Below are 14703 nucleotides of genomic sequence, written 5' to 3'. Positions count from 1 at the left end.
CGCGCCGTCGGCGGAAGGAGCCTGCCTTGAAACGCGCACTGTCCCGCACGGCCGCCTCTGTCATCGCCGGTCTCACCCTGCTCGCGGGGATGGGCCTTGCCTCTCCCTCCGCTGCCCGTGCGGGTGTCCCCGGCTGCGGCCAGGACGCCCCGCAGCCTCCCGGCACCACTGCCCCGCACACCCTCACCAGCGGCGGTCTGACCCGGACCTACCAGCTCCACCTGCCCGAGAAGTACACCGGCGACCGCGCCCTGCCCGTCGTCCTCGCCTTCCACGGGCGGGGCAACACCGGCAGCGGCACGCAGGAGTTCAGCAAGCTGTCATCGCTGCCCGCGATCGTCGTGTACCCGGAGGGCGTCGTCGGCACCGGTGACGGGCAGCGGCAGGCCTGGCAAGGCGCTCCGTACGCCGCGCCCGGCGTGGACGACGTGGCGTTCACCGGTGATCTGCTCGACTCGCTGGAGGCCCGCCTCTGCGTGGACCCGCGGCGCGTGTACGCCACCGGGAAGTCCAACGGCGCCGGGTTCACCGCGCTCCTCGCCTGCCGGATGTCCGACCGGATCGCCGCGATCGCACCCGTCGCCGGCGCCTTCTATCCCGGCACCGGCGAGAACTGCCGCCCCGCCCGCCCGGTCCCTGTCATCGACTTCCACGGCACCGGGGACGCCACCATCCCGTACGCCGGGGACCCGGGCCGCGGTCTCCCCGCGCTCAAGGACTGGCTCACCGCCTGGGCCGACCGGAACGGCTGCCGCACCCGCACCCCGGACCGGGCCACGGCCCCCGACCTCACCGAGTCCCGCTGGACCGACTGCGCGGACGGCGCCGAAGTCCGCCATGTGGCCGTCACGGACGGCGGTCACACCTGGCCGGGCGCCGACAGTTACAGCGGCGGCGGATACACCACGCAGAGCATCGAGGCCCACGCGGTCCTGTGGAACTTCCTCCGCCGCCACCACCTGCGCTGAGCCGCGCCCCGTCCCCTCCTCACCCACCCCCGCGGAGCCGCCATGTCTTCCCCGACCCCCGCCCTGCCGGACACGCCACCCCCACCACCCGACGGGCCCCCGCTCCCCCGCATCATCCGCGCGATGGCCGTCGTCGAACGCGCCGGGAACGCGCTGCCGCACCCCTTCTGGCTGTTCTGGATACTCTCCGGCGTCCTCGCCGTCATCAGCGCGGTCCTCGCCGGGTTCGGCGTCTCCGTCATCTCGCCCGGCGACGGCAAGGGCGTCGCCGTACAGAGCCTGCTCAGCGGGGACGGTCTCGCGATGGCCGTCTCGACGATGATCGAGAACTTCGCCGCGTTCCCGCCGATGGCGACCATCGTGGTGGTCATCATGGGCGTCGCCGTCGCCGAACGCAGCGGATTCCTGGCCGCGTTGATGAAGGTCGGCGTCTCCCGCGTGCCCGCTTCCTGGGTGGTCTTCGCGGTCGCCTTCGCAGGCACCGTGGCCCATGTCGCGTCCGCCGCCGCCTACGTCATCCTCGTACCGCTCGGCGGGCTCGCCTTCCGCGCCGTGGCCCGCTCCCCCGTCCTCGGCATCGTCGTCGCCTACACGGCCATCGCGTCCGGCTACGACGCGAGCCCCGTGCCGACACCGAACGACGCCATCTTCGCCGGGATCACCACGACCGCCGCGAAGATCGCGGGCGGCGACGACGCGTACGTCTCGCCGCTGAGCAACTGGTTCTTCAACATCGCCTCATCCCTGCTGCTCGCCGCCGTCATCACCCTCGTGACCCGCTTCGTCCTCAGCAAGCGGCCCGACCTCGACGCCGACCCGGACGCGGACCTCGACGACATCGGCGCGCTCAGCCTCAGCGACCGGGAACGCTCGGCCCTGCGCCGGGCGGGCCTCACCTTCCTGGTGGCCGTCGCGGCCCTCACCGCGGCCGTCCTGCCGGCCTCCTCGCCCCTGCGCGGCGACGGCGGAAGCATCGTCGAGTCACCGCTCCTGGACGGGATCGCGGCGATCGTCGCGTTCCTCTTCGCGCTCGTCGGCATCGTCTACGGAGCCCGCAGCGGATCCATCGCCAGGCCCGGTGACGTACCGAAGCTGATGGTCGACGGCGTCAAGCAGATGGCTCCGGTGCTCGTCCTGTTCTTCGCGATCGCCCAGTTCCTCGCCTACTTCGACTGGACGCACATCGGTGACGTCCTCGCCGTCAAGGCGGCCGAGGCACTCGAACACAGCCAACTGCCCATCGTGGTCGTCTTCCTGCTCATCCTGCTGCTCCTGACGGTCGTGAACGTCATGGTCACCAGCGGGTCGGCGATGTGGGCCCTGGCCGCGCCCGTCCTCGTGCCGATGCTGATGCTCGTGGACGTACCGGCGGAGACCACGCAGGCGCTCTTCCGCATCGCCGACTCCGGTTCGACGGCCATCACGCCCATGAGCCCGTACTTCGTGATGGCGCTGGGTTTCCTGCAGCGGTACCGCAAGTCTGCGGGGCTCGGCACCCTCGCCTCGTACACGCTGCCCCTGGCCGTCGCGATGACCGTCGCCTGGACGCTGCTGTTCCTCGCCTGGTGGGCGCTCGGCATCCCGCTCGGTCCGGGAGCCCCGGTGCGCTGACACTCTGCCGCCGTCCGAACTCCACGTACGGGCACCGTGTTTGAAGTCCGCCCGTCACGCGATGGTGTGACACTCCGACGATCACCGCATCGGTCACCTCCGCGCGGGTAGTGCTCCGCTGCCCGTAAGCCACCGCGCGAGGAGAACGCCGTATGCCGCAGCCCTTCGAACTGCCCGCCTTCTACATGGTGCATCCCGCCGGCCTCAACCCCCATGTGGAAGAGGCCAGGGAGCACTCCAGGAAGTGGGCGCGCGACATGGGGATGCTGGAGGGGTCGGGCGTCTGGGAACAGCGCGACCTTGACGCCCACGACTACGCACTGCTGTGCGCCTACACCCACCCCGACTGCGGCAGCCCCGCCCTGTCCCTGATCACCGACTGGTACGTGTGGGTGTTCTTCTTCGACGACCATTTCCTCGAACTGTTCAAGCGGACCCAGGACCGCGAGGGCGGCAAGGCCTATCTCGACCGGCTGCCCGCCTTCATGCCGATGGACATGACCGCGCCCGTGCCGGAGCCGACGAATCCCGTCGAGGCGGGTCTCGCGGACCTGTGGGCGCGCACGGTGCCGTTCATGTCCAAGGACTGGCGGGCGCGGTTCGCCGAGAGCACGGAGAATCTGCTCAACGAATCCCTGTGGGAGCTCTCGAACATCAACGAGGGCCGGGTCGCCAACCCCGTCGAGTACATCGAGATGCGCCGCAAGGTGGGCGGCGCGCCCTGGTCGGCGGGGCTCGTCGAGTACGCGACGGGCGCGGAGGTCCCCTCGGCCGTCGCCGGTTCCAGGCCGCTGCGCGTGCTCAAGGAGACGTTCTCCGACGCCGTGCACCTGCGCAACGACCTCTTCTCGTACCAGCGGGAGATCGAGGACGAGGGTGAGCTCTCCAACGGCGTCCTGGTCCTGGAGAAGTTCCTCGACTGCACCACACAGGAGGCGGCGGAGGCCGTGAACGACCTCCTGACCTCGCGGATGCAGCAGTTCGAGACCACGGCGCTGACCGAGCTCGCCCCGCTCTTCGCGCAGACCGGGCTGCCCCCGAAGCAGTGCGCGGACGTGCTCGCGTACACCAAGGGTCTGCAGGACTGGCAGTCCGGCGGGCACGAGTGGCACATGGTGTCCAGCCGCTACATGAACAAGGGCGGAGCCGCGCCTTCGCCGCTCGCGGGTCCCACGGGCCCCGGCACGTCGGCCGCCGGGATCAGGACGCTGATCGCGACCCCGGGCGCGCAGCGGCTGCGCGGCCACACCCATGTCCCCTTCCAGCGGGTCGGTCCTTCGCGGCTCCCCGACTTCGACCTGCCGTTCGAGACCCGGCTCTCGCCGCACCTGGAGGCCTGTCGCCCGCGCACCGTCCGGTGGGCGGAGCGCATGGGCATGCTCGAACCGCAGGCCGGGGTGCCGAGTTCGGACATCTGGGACGCGCGCAAGCTGGAGGGCTACGACTTTCCGCTCTGCTCGGCGGGCCTCGACCCGGACGCGACACTCGAAGCCCTCGACCTGAGCGCGCAGTGGCTGACCTGGGGGACGTACGGCGACGACTACTTCCCCGTGGTCTTCGGCAGGCCCCGCGACCTCGCGGGAGCCAAGCTCTGCAACGACCGGCTCTCGCTCTTCATGCCGCTTGACCTCACGGACATGCCGGCGCCGACGAGCGCGCTGGAGCGTGGCCTTGCCGACCTGTGGGTGCGCACCGCGGCCCCGATGGACGAGGAGGCGCGCCGCACGCTGCGGACCGCCATCGAGGTCATGACGGCCAGCTGGCTCTGGGAGCTGGACAACCAGGCGCAGAACCGTATCCCCGACCCCGTCGACTACATCGAGATGCGCCGCCTCACCTTCGGCGCCCCGCTCACGATGAGCCTGTGCCGCCTCGGCAACGGCCCGCAGGTCCCCCCGGAGATCTACCGCACGGGCCCGATGCAGAACCTGGAGAACGCGGCGAGCGACTACTCGGCCCTGATGAACGACGTCTTCTCGTACCAGAAGGAGATCGAGTACGAGGGCGAGGTCCACAACGGCATCCTCGTCGTGCAGAACTTCTTCGGCTGCGACTATCCGACGGCGCTCGGCATCATCGACGACCTGATGAAGTCGCGGCTGAGCCAGTTCCAGCACATCGCGGCCCACGAACTGCCCGTCCTGTACGACGACTTCGACCTGCCGCAGGAGACGCGGGACATCCTCGACGGCTATGTGCGCGAGCTGGAGAACTGGATGGCGGGCATCTACACCTGGCACCGCGACTGCCGCCGCTACCGCGAGGAGTACCTCTCGCACGGTCCGCTGCGGACCCCGTCGGGGTTCGGTATGGCGGCCGTGCGTCCGGACTGGCTCCGGGAGTTCGGGCTCGCCGTCGACCGTCAGATGGAAGGGACGATTAGCCTGCCCTTATGAGTCCCCTCCCTGACCGCGCCCAGCGCGCCGCGGGCGCCCTCGTCGGATCCGCCGTGGGCGACGCGCTGGGGGCGCCCTTCGAGTTCGGGCTCGCGGGTGACTTCTCCGCGCGTTTCCCCGAGCCAGGCCGGGGCGGGGAGATGTGCGGTGGCGGCGGCTGGGACGCCGGGGAGGCGACGGACGACACGCAGATGGCGGTGCATGTCGCCGACTCGCTGCTCGCGCACGCGGGTCTCGACCTGCCGGACGTCTTCGGCCGGTTCCAGCGGTGGGCGGCGGCCGAGCCCAAGGACATCGGCCTCCAGACGGAGGACGTCCTGACGAACGGGCTGCCGTGGGACCTCGCCGCCCAGGTCCACTTCCAGGTCAACACGCGGGCCGCGGGCAACGGTTCACTGATGCGCGCCACGACAGCGGCCCTCTACTTCGCCCTCGACGGCAGGGCGGCCACGATGGACGCGGCCCGCAGCATCGCCGCCCTCACGCACGGCGACCATGCGGCCTGGGAAGGCACGGCGATCTTCCACGAGCTGCTGCGGCTGACGCTGGACGGCGCCGACCCGCTCGACCACCTGCAGGAGACACTGGCCCTGGTCCACCCGGACCACCGCGACCGGTACGCACTCGCGCTGACCCCCTACTGGCACCCCGACGACGCCACCGAGTTCAACGGCGCCGTCTGGCCCTGCCTGGGCTCGGCGGTCTGGGCGCTGCGCGCCACGTACTCGTACGAGGACGCGGTCCGCGCGGCGGTCGATCTCGGCGGCGACACGGACACCGTGGCCGCGGTCACCGGCGCCCTTGCCGGTGCCCGTTACGGCCTCGCCGCGATCCCCGCCCGCTGGACGGATCCCCTGCACGTCCCGCTCCCGGGCTCCGCCAAGCCGGGCCGGACGCTGCGCCTGACCGACCTCGTCGATCTCGCCCGCCGTCTTGACGCGCCCCGGACGGACCGGACAGCCCGGACGGACTGACTATCCGGCCTCGCTCGGCTCCGGCAGGATCTGGCGGAGTCGCGGGTCGGGGTGGAAGTCGCGGCTCCACTCGCGCGGGTAGCCGACCGAGACCTCCTGGAAGCGGACGCCGTCGTGCCAGGTGGTGCGGGGGATGTGCAGATGGCCGTAGACGACGGCCGCCGCTTCGTACTTCACGTGCCAGTCGGCGGTCAGCTCGGTGCCGCACCACAGGGCGAACTCCGGGTAGTGCAGGATCCGGGTGGGGTCGCGCACCAGTGGCCAGTGGTTGATGAGCACCGTCGGCAGACCGGGCGTCCGCCGGGCGAGCTTCTCCTCGGTGAACGCCACGCGGGCGCGGCACCAGTCGTCACGGCCCGGGTAGGGGTCGGGGTGCAGCAGCATCTCGTCGGTGCAGATGACGCCCGCCGCGTGTGCGGCCTCCAGCGCGTCCCGCTTCGCGTACGTGCCTTCGGGGCGGAACGTGTAGTCGTAGAGCAGGAACAGCGGCGCCACGGTGACCGGGCCGCCCTCGCCGCGCCACACCGGGTAGGGGTCCTCCGGGGTCGCGGCGCCCAGGGAGCGGCACAGGTCCACGAGGTGGCGGTAGCGGGCCTCGCCGCGCAATTGGTTCGGGTCGTCGCGGGGCGTCCACAGTTCGTGGTTGCCCGGGGTCCACACCACTTTGGCGAAGCGCTCGGTGAGGGTGCGCATCGCCCATTCGACGTCGGCCATGCGCTCGGCGGTGTCCCCCGCGACGATCAGCCAGTCCTCGTCGGTCTCCGGGCGCAGGGACTCGAGGAACTTCCGGTTGTCGTCGTACGCGACGTGCAGATCGCTGATGGCGAATAACTTCGGCGTCTTCTCAGGTACTTGTGTCACTCAGTGAGGCTATCCGCAGCGCTGACGCGGCGTGGCTCGATCAGCTGCGTTCGGCGCGCGGGGACGACGCGTCAGCGGGGCCCGTCAGTGGTGCCCGTCCCCGCCGCCCTGCTGGATCTCCAGATACTCCTCGGGGGTCGCCTTGGGCACCTGCGCCGACGGCCCGTACATGGCCTTGCCGAGGCGCGCCCGCATCCGTTCGCCCCGGGTGACCTTGCGCGCCACGCCCTGCGCGTCGACCTCGGGTCCGATCTCGTACGGCTTGGGCTGCTCGTGTGCGGTCAGGGTGTACAACTCGCCCTGCGAGAGCGGAACATGCACCTCCACGAACTCACCGTGGGGCAGACGTTTGATGGTGCCGCTCTCCCGGCCGTGCAGCGCCTTCTCGCGGTCGCGGAGCTGCAGACCCATGCACCACCGATGGGTCACGAAGAAGGCGAGCACCGGACCGACGAAGCACGCGATCCGCACGAACCACGTGATCCCGTTGATGGAGAGATGGAAGTGCGTGGCCCAGATGTCGTTGCCGCCGCCGACCATCAGTACGGCGAACAGCGTCAGCCACGCCACGCCGAGCCCGGTGCGCACCGGGGCGTTGCGCGGCCGGTCCGCGATGTGGTGCTCGCGCTTGTCTCCGGTGACCCAGGCCTCGATGAACGGATAGACGGCGATGGCCATCAGGATCAGCGGGAAGAGCGAGAACGGGATGAAGACGCCCAGTTCGAGCGTGTGCCCCCAGGCATTGATCTCCCAGCTGGGCATCACCCGGATCAGACCTTCGGAGAAGCCCAGATACCAGTCGGGTTGAGCGCCCGTGGAGACCAGGTCCGGGCGGTAGGGCCCGATCACCCACACGGGATTGATGGTGGCGACGGCGCCCATGATCGCCAGGACGCCGAAGACCAGGAAGAAGAAGCCGCCCGCCTTGGCGATGTAGATGGGCAGGAAGGGCGCCCCGACCACGTTCTTCTCGGTCTTGCCCGGCCCGGCGAACTGGGTGTGCTTGTGGTAGAAGACCAGGATCAGGTGGGCGACGACGAGCCCCAGCATGATCCCCGGCAGCAGCAGGACATGGACGCTGAAGAGCCGCGGAATGATGGCGTCGCCCGGGAACTCTCCGCCGAAGAGGAAGAAGGAGAGATACGTCCCCACCACCGGGACGGACAGGATCGCCCCCTGCGCGAAGCGGATGCCGGTGCCCGAGAGCAGGTCGTCCGGGAGCGAGTAGCCGGTGAGGCCGGTGATGATCCCGAGGAACAGCAGCGTCCAGCCGAACAGCCAGTTGACCTCGCGCGGCTTGCGGAAGGCGCCGGTGAAGAACACCCGCATCATGTGCACGAGCATGGCGGCGACGAAGACGATGGCGGCCCAGTGGTGGATCTGCCGGATCAGCAGCCCGCCGCGCACTTCCATGCTGATCTCGACGGTGGACTCGAACGCCCGGGTCATCTGGATGCCCTTGAGCGGCGTGTAGACGCCGTCGTAGATGACCTCGGATCCGCTCGGCTCGAAGAACAGCGTCAGATAGATGCCGGTGAGGATCAGGATCAGGAAGCTGTAGAGGCAGATCTCCCCGAACATGAAGGACCAGTGGTCGGGAAAGATCTTGCGCATCTGGCTCTTGGCCAGGGTGTTGACGCCGAGGCGGCCGTCCGCCCAGTCGGCGACCCGCTCCCCTTTGCCGGCCGGAGCCGGGCGTTTGCTGTCCCGGGTGTGCTCGACGTTTCCGCTCATTCGTCTCCCCCTCAGGCGGCTACCAGGCTAGATCAGGGGGTTCGGGGAGCCAACAGGCCCTGCATGAAAGGGAGTTGACGATCATCGGACGCGCTGGTCAGCCTCGGGAGGGCCGACGGATCCAAGGGGCCGAGAACTCGATTGCCCGGCCCCTGTCCCGTGTGACACATTCACTCCTCTCACGGTCCCTCTCCTCAAGGAGCCCGTCATGACGCTCGGCACGGTGCCCGGCCTGGTGCTCGGCGACGCCTCCCGCACTTCGACGCGGGAGCCGCACCACCTTTCCTGAGCCGACCGCTCCCGCTCCTCGTCGAAGTGCTGTTCGTGCCCCCGCACGTTCACTCTCTGAGGAGTATTTGTGTCCGAGATCCACTGGATCGACGGTGACACCGAGCACACCGCCCGCTGGCACTCCGAGTCCGGAATGCCCGCGCCCCGCCATGTCGTCCCGGCCGACGACCGCATGAACGCGTCCACCGCCCACCGCCTCGCCTGCGAGGGCACCGCCCTGCTCTGGCAGGGGGACTACCACCAGGCGCGCCAGTTGCTGCGGGCGATGGGCCGCCGGATCGACCGCAAGGCCCCCGTGGCCTCGTCCGCGCAGGCGGCCTTCCACCTCCGGCGCCGCGCCAGTGGCCACCGGGCCCGCGTGCTCGGCAGGCTCGTCGTGCCGCTCGGCGCGGACCATACGCTCGCCCTGCGCAGGGCCCCGGACGTCCGCGCAGCCTGCGAGGAGGCGTACGGCCCGCCCCTGCCGACCCCGTCGGTGGTCTCGCTGCGGGAGCTGCTCGGTGTGCTCGGCGCGCACCAGTGGCGTACCAAGGGGGTGGACGTTCCCGCGATCGGCGCCCGGATCCATCCGCACTACGGGGTGTTCTCGCCGGTCAGAGGCGAGTACGTCGACCTGGTGGCGCGGGCACCGCTGCCCCGCCCCGCCTCACTCGGCGCGCCGGCCTTCGACCTCGGCACCGGCACCGGCGTCCTCGCCGCGGTCCTCGCCCACCGGGGCGTGCGGCGCGTCGTGGCCACCGACAACAACCCCCGCGCGCTGACCTGCGCCCGCGCCAACATGAGCCGCCTCGGTCTGACCGGCCAGGTGGAGATCACAGGCGGCGCGGAACTCTTCCCGCCGGGCCGCGCCGCCCTCGTCGTGTGCAACCCGCCCTGGCTCCCCGCGAAGCCCAACTCGGCCCTGGAGCAAGGCGTCTACGACCCCAGGGGCGCCATGCTCCACGCCTTCCTGACGGGCCTGGCCGCTCATCTGCTGCCCGGCGGCGAAGGCTGGCTCATCATGTCGGACCTGGCCGAACACCTGGGCCTGCGCGCACCCGGCGAACTCCCGTCGGCCATCGCCGAAGCGGGCCTGCGGGTCGTGGCCCGCCTCGACACCCGGCCACGCCACCCCCGGGCATCCGACCCCGCGGACCCCCTGCACGCGGCACGGGCCGCCGAGGTCACGTCGCTGTGGCGCCTGACGGCCCAGCGGCCGGAGCGCTCTCCTGCCCCTCCACCTCACGGACCAGGCCGATCGCCCGCCCCAGGGTCGTGAGCCGCGCGTCAAGGCTCTCGCCCGCGGGGTAGAAGCGGACCGTGTCCACGCCCGCGTCGCGCCACACCCTCAGCCGCTCGCGGACCATGTCCTCGGTGCCGATGAGGGTGGTGGCGAGGACCATGTCGTCGGTGATCAGGGCCGCCGCGCCGTCGCGGTCGCCGGACTGCCAGCGGGTGCGGACCTCGGCTGCGGTCTCGGCCCAACCCTGCCTGCTGTAGGCGTTGTTGTAGTAGTTGGTGGTGGCCGAGCCCATGCCGCCCAGGCTGAAGGCGAGTTCCGCCTTGCGGCTCGCGACCATCGTGCGCAGCGCGTCCTCGTCGTCGGCGAAGGCCACCTCGGCGCCCTGGCAGATGTTCAGGTCGCCGCGGGTGCGGCCGGAGGCGGCGAGGCCGGCGTCGAGGTGGTCGAAGTAGGCCTCCTTGGCGCCCTCGGGGACGAAGCTGGTGCCCAGCCAGCCGTCGGCGACCTCGCCGGTCAGGCGCAGCATCTTGGGCGAGAGGGTGGCCAGATAGATGGGCAGCTCGTGCTCGGCGCGCATCGACAGGCGCATGGGCCTGGCCTCGCCGCCGGGCAGCGGGATGGTGAACTCCCGTCCCGCGTACGAGATCTTCTCCCCCGTGGCCGCCTGGCGGACGATCTCCACGGTCTCCCGCATCCGGGTGAGCGGCCGGGCGAACGGCACTCCGTGCAGGCCTTCGATCACCTGCGGCCCGGACGGGCCGAGCCCGAGGACGAAGCGCCCGTCGGAGATGTTCGAGAGGGTGATCGCCGCTCGGGCGATGGCCGCCGGGGTCCGGGTCGCGAGCTGGATGATGCCGGAGCCGAGCAGCATGCGTTCCGTGCGCGCCGCCAGGTAGCCGAGCGGGGACGGCGCTTCGGAGCCCCATGCCTCGGCGACCCAGCAGATGTCCATCCCCAGCTTCTCGGCCTCGGTGACGAAGTCGACGGTCTCCCGCCAGTTCGCCCCGGACGCCTCGATGGTCGTCGACGTGCGCATCACGCGTCCGCCTCTCCGGAGGCGGCGCCTTCGGCCAGCTTCTTGATCGCGTCCAGCGTGGCCGCCATGTTCTGCTCGAACTCCCGCATCCGTACGTACACGATCTTCTGTTCCTTCTCCGGCATCCGGTCGATCGCGTACGACAGGCCCGAACGGCCGGGCCCCATCTGCATCCACTGGGTCAGCTCCGTGCCGCCGTCGTCCGCCGCGCGGAGGCTGAACCGCCAGACGGCGCTGGGCTGTTCGGGATCCTCGACCGCCCAGGCGAACACGCGCGGGGCCTCGCACTCCACCACGTACGACGTGGTCTCCCACGCGCCGAACGACGCGTGCTCGCTGCGTCCGATGAAGCGGGCGCCGGGCACGGGCCAGGTCGCCCCGTCCAGCCACTCGACCGACCGCAGCTCGGTGCTCAGCGTGGGCATCAGGCCGATGTCGGAGACGAGCTCCCACACGCGTTCCGGTGACGCGTCGATCCGTGTGTGCACCTCGGTCGTCGGCCTGTCCGCGTAGCGCGCGCCTGTCCACTCCATCGTGGGTCGCCTCTCTGTAGTCGCTGACCACGAGAGTTGCGTAGATAGACTCACTCGTCAAGGGCGTGGCCGGAACGGTGGGACGGTGGGTTCAGCGGCTGAAGCGGTCCCGGATGTCCGGGCGTTCGGCCAGCCGCGGCGGGTATCCGGGGCCGAGGCGCGGATGCGTGTCGGCGGCCGACATCGGCTCCTTGCAGTGGCCGCAGACCACCTCCGCCGATGCCTCGTGCCCGCAGCGGTCGTGCTCGAAGACGACCGGCGCCCCCTCGTCACCGCTCAGCCAGCGGTTGCCCCAGCTGTTCATCACGGCGAGCACGCCGAAGAAGTCGCGGCCCTTCTCGGTGAGCACGTAGTCGTATCGGACCGGTTCGCTCTGATAGGCACGCTTCTCCATCAGACCCTCGTCGACCAGGCGCCGCAGCCGGTCGGTCAGGGTGTTGCGCGCGATGCCCAGCTCCTGCTGGAAGACGTCGAACCGCTTGATCCCGTAGAACGCCTCGCGCAGCACGAGCGGCGTCCACCAGTCGCCCAACAGGTCCATGGTGCGGGCGATGGAGCAGGGCCAGTTGGCAAAGGAGGTCCGCCTCATGCCGCAAGGATACGAGAAGGGACCACGGACCCCGGTGGGTCTCGGGACTGGACTCAGCAGACCGGGGCGGGTGCGGGCGCGCTCACGTGACGTTCGACGCAAACGCGGCGCCGCCGTTGTGGAACGGTCCGTGCTGCTGATCAAGTGGCAGGAGCCGTCACGTCGTTCCGTATCAGCCCGGAGGCTCCGTTGCTCTTCACATCCGTGGACGATGTCTCCACGCGGCTCGCCGAAACGGGCTATCTGGCCTCGACGGCCGTGGCCACCACCGTCTTCCTCGCCGACCGCCTGGGCAAGCCGCTGCTCGTGGAGGGCCCGGCGGGCGTCGGCAAGACCGAGCTGGCCAAGGCCGTCGCCGAGGTCGCGGACGCCCGCCTGGTCCGCCTCCAGTGCTACGAGGGCGTGGACGAGTCCCGCGCGCTCTACGAGTGGAACCACGCCAAGCAGCTCCTGCGCATCACCGCGGGCCGCGACGAGTCGTGGGACGAGACGCGCACGGACATCTTCAGCGAGGAGTTCCTGCTGCCGCGCCCGCTGCTCACCGCCATCCGCGGCAGCGAGCCGAAGGTGCTCCTGATCGACGAGACCGACAAGGCGGACGTCGAGGTGGAAGGGCTGCTCCTGGAAGTCCTGAGCGACTTCCAGGTCACGGTCCCCGAGCTGGGCACGATCACCGCCACGCGCCGCCCCTTCACCGTGCTCACGTCGAACGCGAGCCGCGAGCTCTCCGAGGCGCTGCGCCGCCGCTGTCTCTTCCTCCACATCGGCTTCCCCGACGAGGAGCTGGAGCGCCGGATCGTGCGCCTGAAGGTGCCGGGGCTCGACGAGGCGCTCGCCCGGTCCGTCGTCCGCGTGGTCGGCGCGCTGCGTGCGATGGACCTGCGCAAGGTGCCGTCGGTCGCCGAGACGATCGACTGGGCCCGTACGCTGCTCGCCCTCGGCGCCGACTCCCTCGACGAAGACGTCGTACGGAGCAGTCTCGGCGTCGTGCTCAAGCACCAGGACGACGTGCTGAAGGCGGCGGCCAAGCTGGACCTGGACGCGGTGTGACCACGGCGGCCAGCGGGGTGGCGGAGCGTCTCACCGCACTCGTACAAGCCCTGCGCTCGCACGGCATCCGGATCGGCACGGGCGAGACGGTCGACGCCGGGCAGGCACTGGAGGCCCTCGGTCTCGCCGACCGGGAGCGGGTGCGGGAGGGGCTGGCCGCCGCGCTGCTGCACGGCGAGGGGCAGCGGCCGGTCTTCGATCCGGTCTTCGACCTGTACTTCCCGCGCGGGGTCGGAGCACCGGAGATGCCTGAGCGCTCCGGGCAGGGCTTCGACAGGGACGACCTGCGCGACCGCCTGGCCGCCGCGCTCGCCGCGAACGACCAGGCCCTCCTTGCCCAGTTGGCGGCCGAGGCGGTGGACGGCATGGGCGGATACGGGACACGTCCGGGCTCCGGAGGCACAGGCGGCTCGGACGGATGGTCGTCGCACCAGACGCTGTCCCGGCTCCGTCCGGAGACCCTGCTGGCCCGCGTCCTGGCCGGTATCCGCCAGGGCGCCCCGGAAGACGATTTCGCCGACCGCCTCACCGCCGACGAGATCCGCCGACGCATCGAGAACTTCCGCGACGCGGTACGTGCCGAGGCGCGCCGCCGGGTCGCCGAGCGGCGCGGCGCGGACGAGATCGCGCGGCGGGCCGTCGCCCCGACCGCCGACCGGGTCGACTTCCTCATCGCGGGCCGCTCCCAGCTCGACGAACTGCGCAGAACGGTCCAGCCGCTGGCCCGCAAACTCGCGACGCGCCTCGCCGCGCGCCGGCGCCGTGCGGCCCGGGGCCGGATCGACCTGCGCAGGACACTGCGCGGCTCGCTGTCCACGGGCGGCATCCCCATGCGCCCGGTCCTGCGGCGCCGCCGCCCCGCGCGCCCCGAACTGGTCCTCCTGTGCGACGTGTCCGGCTCGGTGGCGGGCTTCGCCAACTTCACGATGCTGCTGGTCCAGGCGCTGCACGACCAGTTCAGCAAGGTGCGCGTCTTCGCCTTCGTCAACCGCGTCGACGAGGTGACCGACCTCATCGCGCGCGGCACGGCCGACCCCGAGGGCCTGGGCGGCCGCATCATCTCGGGAGCGGCGGTCACCGGCTACCACGGCAGCAGCGACTACGGCACCTCCCTGGGCGAGTTCGCCGAGCGCTACACCGAGGCGGTCACCGCACGCTCCACGGTCTTCGTCCTCGGCGACGCCCGCACGAACATGAGCGACCCGAACGTCCCCGCCCTGCGCACCATCGCCTCGCGCGCCCGCAAGGTGTACTGGCTCAACCCCGAGAACCGCGCCCAGTGGCAGACGGGCGACTCGGCGGCCGGTACGTACGCCGAGTTCGTGGAGATGTATGAGTGCCGCAACGCTCGGCAGCTCAGTGCGCTGATCGGGCGTCTGCTGCCGGTCTGAGAGGTCGGGCCGCCGACCGTAAGCTGTCCGGACGGGGTGTCGGCGGT

At 70.9% G+C, this 14703-nt stretch carries 12 protein-coding genes; 7 read left to right on the top strand and 5 right to left on the bottom strand.

Going from position 1 to position 14703, the window contains the following annotated elements; genetic code table 11:
* Positions 1-26: 26 nt before the first annotated feature.
* The 4 genes from AC07AG_RS08865 to AC07AG_RS08850 all read left to right on the top strand — a co-directional run bounded on the left by AC07AG_RS08865 (position 27) and on the right by AC07AG_RS08850 (position 5949).
* Positions 27-968, top strand: coding sequence for a CE1 family esterase (locus AC07AG_RS08865; protein WP_478753274.1), 942 nt, complete (start codon positions 27-29; stop codon positions 966-968).
* Positions 969-1010: 42 nt separating this feature from the next.
* Positions 1011-2579, top strand: coding sequence for an AbgT family transporter (locus AC07AG_RS08860; RefSeq protein WP_478753272.1), 1569 nt, complete (start codon positions 1011-1013; stop codon positions 2577-2579).
* 152 nt (positions 2580-2731) lie between these two features.
* The gene (locus tag AC07AG_RS08855; protein ID WP_478753270.1) at positions 2732-4975 is read left to right on the top strand and encodes a terpene synthase family protein; all 2244 of its coding nucleotides are present in this window, start codon (positions 2732-2734) and stop codon (positions 4973-4975) included.
* Positions 4972-5949, top strand: a complete 978-nt coding sequence (locus tag AC07AG_RS08850; protein ID WP_478753268.1) for an ADP-ribosylglycohydrolase family protein — start codon at positions 4972-4974, stop codon at positions 5947-5949. The genes AC07AG_RS08855 and AC07AG_RS08850 overlap by 4 nt, the downstream gene beginning before the upstream one ends.
* Here the strand turns inward: AC07AG_RS08850 and AC07AG_RS08845 are convergent, their stop codons facing one another.
* Positions 5950-6810: a metallophosphoesterase family protein gene (locus AC07AG_RS08845; RefSeq protein WP_478753266.1), complete on the bottom strand. Its 861-nt coding sequence runs from the start codon at positions 6808-6810 to the stop codon at positions 5950-5952.
* A gap of 84 nt (positions 6811-6894) precedes the next feature.
* Positions 6895-8544, bottom strand: coding sequence for a cytochrome bc1 complex cytochrome b subunit (gene qcrB, locus AC07AG_RS08840; protein WP_478753264.1), 1650 nt, complete (start codon positions 8542-8544; stop codon positions 6895-6897).
* A gap of 358 nt (positions 8545-8902) precedes the next feature.
* Between qcrB and AC07AG_RS08835 the strand changes: the two genes are divergently transcribed.
* Entirely contained in the window at positions 8903-10093 is a 1191-nt protein-coding gene (locus AC07AG_RS08835) for a methyltransferase (protein ID WP_478753262.1), read from the top strand.
* Here AC07AG_RS08835 and AC07AG_RS08830 read toward each other — a convergent pair.
* The 3 genes from AC07AG_RS08830 to AC07AG_RS08820 form a co-directional block, all read right to left on the bottom strand.
* A complete protein-coding gene (locus tag AC07AG_RS08830) occupies positions 9999-11093 on the bottom strand; it encodes an LLM class flavin-dependent oxidoreductase (protein WP_478753260.1) in 1095 nt (364 codons plus the stop codon). The two genes, AC07AG_RS08835 and AC07AG_RS08830, sit on opposite strands and share 95 nt — an antisense overlap.
* Positions 11093-11626, bottom strand: a complete 534-nt coding sequence (locus AC07AG_RS08825) for an SRPBCC family protein (protein WP_478753258.1) — start codon at positions 11624-11626, stop codon at positions 11093-11095. Before AC07AG_RS08825 ends, AC07AG_RS08830 begins: the two co-directional genes overlap by 1 nt.
* A 91-nt stretch (positions 11627-11717) precedes the next feature.
* Entirely contained in the window at positions 11718-12215 is a 498-nt protein-coding gene (locus AC07AG_RS08820) for a winged helix-turn-helix transcriptional regulator (protein WP_478753257.1), read from the bottom strand.
* A 189-nt stretch (positions 12216-12404) separates the two neighbouring features.
* Here AC07AG_RS08820 and AC07AG_RS08815 point away from each other — a divergent pair, with 189 nt between their 5' ends.
* Together AC07AG_RS08815 and AC07AG_RS08810 are read left to right on the top strand one after the other, a co-directional pair.
* The gene (locus tag AC07AG_RS08815) at positions 12405-13265 is read left to right on the top strand and encodes an AAA family ATPase (RefSeq protein WP_478753946.1); all 861 of its coding nucleotides are present in this window, start codon (positions 12405-12407) and stop codon (positions 13263-13265) included.
* Positions 13262-14656: a vWA domain-containing protein gene (locus tag AC07AG_RS08810; protein WP_478753255.1), complete on the top strand. Its 1395-nt coding sequence runs from the start codon at positions 13262-13264 to the stop codon at positions 14654-14656. The genes AC07AG_RS08815 and AC07AG_RS08810 overlap by 4 nt, the downstream gene beginning before the upstream one ends.
* Positions 14657-14703: the final 47 nt, after the last annotated feature.

This window comes from Streptomyces sp. NPDC044044, assembly GCF_056434405.1.
The sequence above is the reverse complement of the archived record's forward strand: the minus strand, read 5'-3'. Positions and strand labels throughout refer to the sequence as shown.

What these genes read in the sequence shown, in the direction of transcription:
- AC07AG_RS08860 (WP_478753272.1), top strand. Translation starts at nt 1,011, where the DNA reads ATGTCTTCCCCGACCCCCGCCCTGCCGGACACGCCACCCCCACCACCC.
- AC07AG_RS08855 (WP_478753270.1), top strand. Translation starts at nt 2,732, where the DNA reads ATGCCGCAGCCCTTCGAACTGCCCGCCTTCTACATGGTGCATCCCGCC.
- AC07AG_RS08850 (WP_478753268.1), top strand. Translation starts at nt 4,972, where the DNA reads ATGAGTCCCCTCCCTGACCGCGCCCAGCGCGCCGCGGGCGCCCTCGTC.
- qcrB (WP_478753264.1), bottom strand. Translation starts at nt 8,544, where the DNA reads ATGAGCGGAAACGTCGAGCACACCCGGGACAGCAAACGCCCGGCTCCG.
- AC07AG_RS08830 (WP_478753260.1), bottom strand. Translation starts at nt 11,093, where the DNA reads ATGCGCACGTCGACGACCATCGAGGCGTCCGGGGCGAACTGGCGGGAG.
- AC07AG_RS08825 (WP_478753258.1), bottom strand. Translation starts at nt 11,626, where the DNA reads ATGGAGTGGACAGGCGCGCGCTACGCGGACAGGCCGACGACCGAGGTG.
- AC07AG_RS08820 (WP_478753257.1), bottom strand. Translation starts at nt 12,215, where the DNA reads ATGAGGCGGACCTCCTTTGCCAACTGGCCCTGCTCCATCGCCCGCACC.